Source organism: Nonomuraea composti, from assembly GCF_012034275.1.
In the GTDB taxonomy this organism is placed as follows: Bacteria; Actinomycetota; Actinomycetes; order Streptosporangiales; family Streptosporangiaceae; genus Nonomuraea; species Nonomuraea composti.
In genome coordinates, this window is record NZ_JAATEP010000162.1 from 1 (window position 1) to 592 (window position 592).

The 592-nt window shown below is 74.2% G+C and carries 1 protein-coding gene; it reads left to right on the top strand.

Annotated elements, in window-relative coordinates:
- A partial coding sequence (locus HCN51_RS57795; protein ID WP_168022237.1) for an HAD-IC family P-type ATPase occupies nucleotides 1-592 on the top strand: 592 nt, incomplete at both ends.

A 592-nucleotide genomic window follows, 5' to 3' on the forward strand; every position in this document is an offset into this window, starting at 1 on the left:
GACCGCCGTGCACGTGGCCGAGGGGGAGAGCGAGGAAGAGGTGCTGCGCCTGGCCGGCGCGCTGGAGCACGCCTCCGAGCACCCCATCGCGCAGGCGATCGCCCGGGGTGCCGCCGCCCGGGTCGGTGACCTGCCCGCCCTGGAGGACTTCGCCAACGTCGAGGGGCTGGGCGTGCAGGGGATCGTGGACGGGCACGCGGTCCTGGTCGGCCGCCCGCGTCTGCTGGAGGAGTGGTCCCAGCACCTGCCCGCCGCCCTGGAGCGGGACCTGCACGAGGCGCAGGCCGCCGGCCGCACCGCGGTCGCGGTCGGCTGGGACGGCAAGGCGCGGGCCGTGCTGGTGGTCGCGGACGTGGTCAAGCCGACGAGCAGGGAAGCCATCGCCCAACTCAAAGCGCTGGGCCTGACCCCGGTGCTGCTGACCGGCGACAACGAGGCCGTGGCCAGGACCGTCGCGCAAGAGGTGGGCATCGACGAGGTGATCGCCGAGGTGCTGCCCGCCGACAAGGTGGACGTGGTCAAGAAGCTGCAGGCCGACGGCAAGACCGTGGCGATGGTGGGTGACGGCGTCAACGACGCCGCCGCGCTGGCC